We start from the raw sequence: 4,525 nt of genomic DNA on the forward strand, positions 1-4,525 counted from the left end.
GGTACACGCCATCGTCCGGGAGCCCGGTCGGCACAAATGCGGCCGATTTACCGGCATAACTGACATAGCCTGCGCCGGTCAGATCGCCTGCCAGCACCCCGCTGCCGTTATCAGTAACGGTTTTGTTCTGACCGCCTGAGGTCCAAGTGATCGCCAATGTTCCCGGCTGCGGCACATAAGGCAGTGCCAGCACCTGCTTTTTTGCAACCGTGATGGCGCCAGCCAGAGGCGTGTACTCCAAGGCCCCGATCGGCAGGAACATCAGCACTATGCTGGTTTCAGCATCCGGCAGCGAACTGAATGTGGCCGATATGGTGCCGCTAGCGGTAACCGTTCCGGTGCCGGCTCCGGTCAGGCGGCCGGTACCGTCATCCTGGATCAGTTGCCACTTACCCAAGCTGCGATACCAAATCACCACGGATCCCGCTTCAGGCGGGTTATTCGGATAGGACCAAATCCAACTGAAGGTGCGGTTGGCCACGGTGACTTCCTTCTCGACACTCACTGCCGCGCCAATCATGCGGGCTGCTGGGGTGTAGGCAATCTGGGCGCCACTGGTGAACACGCTGGTCTTGCGATAGGCGTCAATCTGTCCGGACTCATAGGACAGGGTGATCTGGCTGAAATTATCCGCGCCTGAAACGAATTTGAAACTACCTGAGCCATCATCCTTATAAACGCCACCATCGATGGTCAGCACAGATCCCCGCATCGGGATCCGCGGCATAAACGCCCGCGACTGATTACCGGCGACCACCGCAAAGGTCAGTGCCGCCGAGGTGGCTGGGCCAGATGCTGCTAACTGAGCGAGATCGGAGAGCGCCTGCTGCTCGATCACGTTGGTCTCAGAGTAGGCACTGGGTACGATGGGCTTATAGACATCCTTGACGCGGACGGATGCGCTGCCAGCCACTGCCGACTGCGCCAGCGCCGACACGCCGTAGAACTGGGCGGTATCCGCTACGTTGGTGAAGTAAACCTTGGCGGCTGGTGTATCGCCGCTGACGGCCGTTCCGGTCGGGTATGGAGTCCCGCCGGTCAGGTTGATCCGCAGCTTGCCAGCCAGTTTGACGGTCAGCTGACGACGCGTGATGGTAAAAAACTCTCCACCCTTTTCATAAGTGAATTGGCGGATCTCGGCGTCGTAACTCTTGATCTTGACGTAGTCGCTGGCGACGACAACACCGGTCTTATCCAGCTGTTTGAGGAACAGGGTGGAGCCCAGTTCTGGCAACTGCTCCTTGGTCTCCTGGTACAACAGAATGGTGCGCTGGCCCGCGTACTGGTCACCCAGCAGATAGAGGTTGCTGAACACCCCGGGCACGAGATATGCCTCGATCCGTGCCCGGGCCTCGGCGCGGGTATCAGTGGGAGTACCTGGTAAGCAGACCACGTTGATGTGGGCATCCTCGGCGTCACGGGTGACGGCAAAGTGACTCCCCTGATAAGACTCCGCGGTCGCGGTGCGTACAGCACAGAAGACCTTGGTCAGGTTGGTGCGACCCTCGGTGCGATCCCGGCGCGAGGTCTTTTGAAAAATGGCGTTGAGCGTATTGTCCGGGATTGTTCTACCGGTCGGGCGCCCACCGCCGGAGGCCTCATCGGTCATGCGCTCTGATTCGAGCAATACGAGATCAGCGGGTTGGATAGTCATGTCGTTTAAACCTCGATTAATCGCAGAGTAATGGCGTGTTCAAGATCGGGCATTGCGGCCGGGTTGACGTAATCGACCAGCGGAGTTGCCTCAATGGGCTTGTCGGCATGACGCCAGCGCACGGTGTACGTTGTTCCGTAAAGCACCAACGGCAGCTGGGCTGTCGTGAGCTGGGCGCGGAGCAAATCGACTGTGGCTCGGGTGCCGGTCATGGTCAGGGTCAGCGGTCGGCCGCCGACCTTGGTCCCTTCCTGGACGATCATGTGACCGGTCTGGCCGCGCGATAGCGACTGCTCGATAGGCGTCCAGTCCAGTTCATCAGTCCACGCGATTTCGTCATCCAGTTCGATGCCTGCGAGTGAGTTGGTCATGGAGTGATTGCCCCCACTGATTCAAGCTGGCGGAGCACTGACTCCAGTGCGGCCTCACCAGCAGCATCAGTTTTAATGGTCTGCCGGGATCCCGGCAGATTGATGGTGATTTCCCTGGACAAAGTAGTTGTCTCGCTTGTGTTTTGGTTTGCGGTCTTAGCTGCTGTGGATGCCTTTGCGGCTGAGGTTGAAGCCGCTGCTTTCTTGGACTCTGCCACCTCTTGAGCGGCCGCGGCTTGTTCGGCTTTGATGGTGGCCATCTTCTTCTGATGCAGTTCTTCAGCGAGGCGCAGCGCTTCTTTGTAGCTGGCAACGGCATCAGCATTGCCTGATGCGCGGGCGGTTTCCAGACTGGAGCGGATAGAGGCAACTTGCTCGTCATAGCGCCGCCGTTCGATGGCGTCATAGTTCTCAGAAAGTTGGTCCAGTTCGTCGCGTAAATTGCTGACTGTGGATGCAGCCGATTCAGCCAGCTCGTTCATCTTCTGCTTGGCACTATCGATGGCGGCTCGGAACGAAGAGAGCGTTTGGTCATCGAGCTTGTACGCAGCTTTCACTGCCCGTTCGGCGTTGGCGACCAGCTTGGCGGTCGGCTGCTCCGCATCGGCCAAGGCATCTGATGCCTCGCGAACGCGCTTCATCTGCCCCAGGATCTGCAAGTTGTTTTCCTGGGCCAGCTTTTGTTTGAGGACAAACGGCGACCACCACTCGGTGGAGATATCATTGAATTGCTGCAGGTAGTTGTAGCTCGACTCCCAGATTTCCTGGGCTTCGGCCATCTTGGTATTGATGTCATCCAGACTCATCGAGGCGACCTCGGAGGATTTCATCATCACATCGGCAAACGTAAGTTGACCGTCGGATGCCTCGCGGGTGTGCTCCTGGAGCTTCTTCATGCCTTCTGAATGCTGATCGACGTTCTGACCAGCTGTAGCCACATTCGCCCCGGCCTTCTTGCTACTGGCCCCTAGAGTGTCGAGCGCTCCAGCCGTGATCAACGCCTCCTTACCGGTGGCAGCAACCGACTTCTCCAGGGCATCAAACTCGGAACTCAACCCCAAGGTTGCGGCCTGGGCAGACAGAGCCCCATCGGCATAGCGGTCATTGGCCTTGGCTGATGTCAGTTCAGCCTCGGCGTACTTGAGGAACGCCTCTTTGACCTGCTCCAACGGTTGAGCACCAGATTGGATAGTCTGAAATGACGCTTTGAGCTTGGCGGCCTGGGCTTCTAACGCCTTGGCTGATTGCATACCAAAATCGGAATAGGCCTTGGTCATGTCATCGGCGGCATCTGCATTTTTCTTGGATGCCTTGGTGGTCTTATCTATCTCAGCATTCAGCTTGCCCACTTGCTGACGATGCTGCTCCGCGCCAATCTCGCCTTTCTTATAGGCTTCCTCGACGGCCGCCTTCTGGGCTTTGAGTGCAGCAGAATAGGCCGTCGCACCGGCAACCGATTCAGCCGCCATCTTCTTGGCTGCTGCAGTCGCTTGAGATAGAGAGTCGATATACGGCTGGCCGATGAGCTTTCCTTGAGCATGCAGCAGGGCCATTTTCTCGGAGATAGCATCCAGCTCTGCCTTGTTCTTGGCGCTCTCGAATGCCTTTTCCAGATATCCCTGTATCGCTACTGCATTGACACTGCTGGCCTTAGTCATGACGTCTAAACCAGATACGTACTCGGTCACGACCTTGCCGACCTTGCCAGAGATCTGATCTAAATCCAGCTTGGCCTTGCTGAACACATCATCGAGACCTGCATCCGCGAAACGTTTCGTGGCCTCGGCTGCGGCGGCCACATCAGCGGTGTAATCAGTCAATGACTTGGATGCTTGTGTCAGTGCTGCTTGTTGGCCTGCTTCGAATGAAGTGAATCCATCACGCATCGCAGCGACCTCAGTCAGAGTTTTGTTCTTCTGCTCTTCAGTTAACTGGCCCGTTTTTTCCAGGGCGGCATTTTGCTGTAGCTGACCAACTAGGTAACCTTTTAGGCCGTTTAAACGCTGTTCATACGCTGCTTGCTCGGTGGTTGACAGGTACTTAACCTGGTCAGCGGTGAGGATTTTCAAGTCTTTATATTGGGCATTCTGAGCAATCAGCTCAGCACCCTGACGCAATAGCTGGTCATTGAGCTGACGTTCTTTCTCAGCGATACGATTCTTAATCTCCTGCCCTTCGGTCAGGTCAAAGATGGCCTTGCGGATCTCCTGAATGCCATAGCCTGCAGCTACTCCCGCTGCGATTGCTAGAGTAAATACATTTACCCTGGCAATTAGCTTGTCAAACGAGCTGGCTAATTTTCCAGTGCCAGCTGCAGCTGCTCCCGCCGCAACAGTACCAGTGCGCAGCAAGGCAGGGATGAGCTCAACAACTAATACTCTAGCGGCCGACTGAACCCCACTGATAAATTGGGTGAGCTTGAATGCAGCAAAAGCTATAGCTGCGGTTTTTAATGCACCGCTCCATTCATAGCAAGTCTCGATAAAGGTTTTGATGACAT

General features: G+C 56.4%; 3 protein-coding genes. All 3 read right to left on the reverse strand.

Annotation, left to right across the window (positions count from 1 at the left end; all coding sequences use genetic code 11):
* On the reverse strand, nucleotides 1-1,654 hold a 1,654-nt coding region (locus tag ACYVG7_RS06675; protein ID WP_460882432.1), incomplete at its 3' end, for a hypothetical protein.
* Between the two features lie 5 nt (nucleotides 1,655-1,659).
* Complete coding sequence (locus tag ACYVG7_RS06680) at nucleotides 1,660-2,025, reverse strand: hypothetical protein (RefSeq protein WP_460882433.1); 366 nt, start codon at nucleotides 2,023-2,025, stop codon at nucleotides 1,660-1,662.
* Nucleotides 2,022-4,525: hypothetical protein (locus ACYVG7_RS06685; RefSeq protein WP_460882434.1), on the reverse strand; the 2,504-nt coding region annotated here is incomplete at its 5' end. The genes ACYVG7_RS06685 and ACYVG7_RS06680, both read right to left, overlap by 4 nt.

The sequence above is a fragment of the Pseudaeromonas pectinilytica genome (assembly GCF_054780855.1).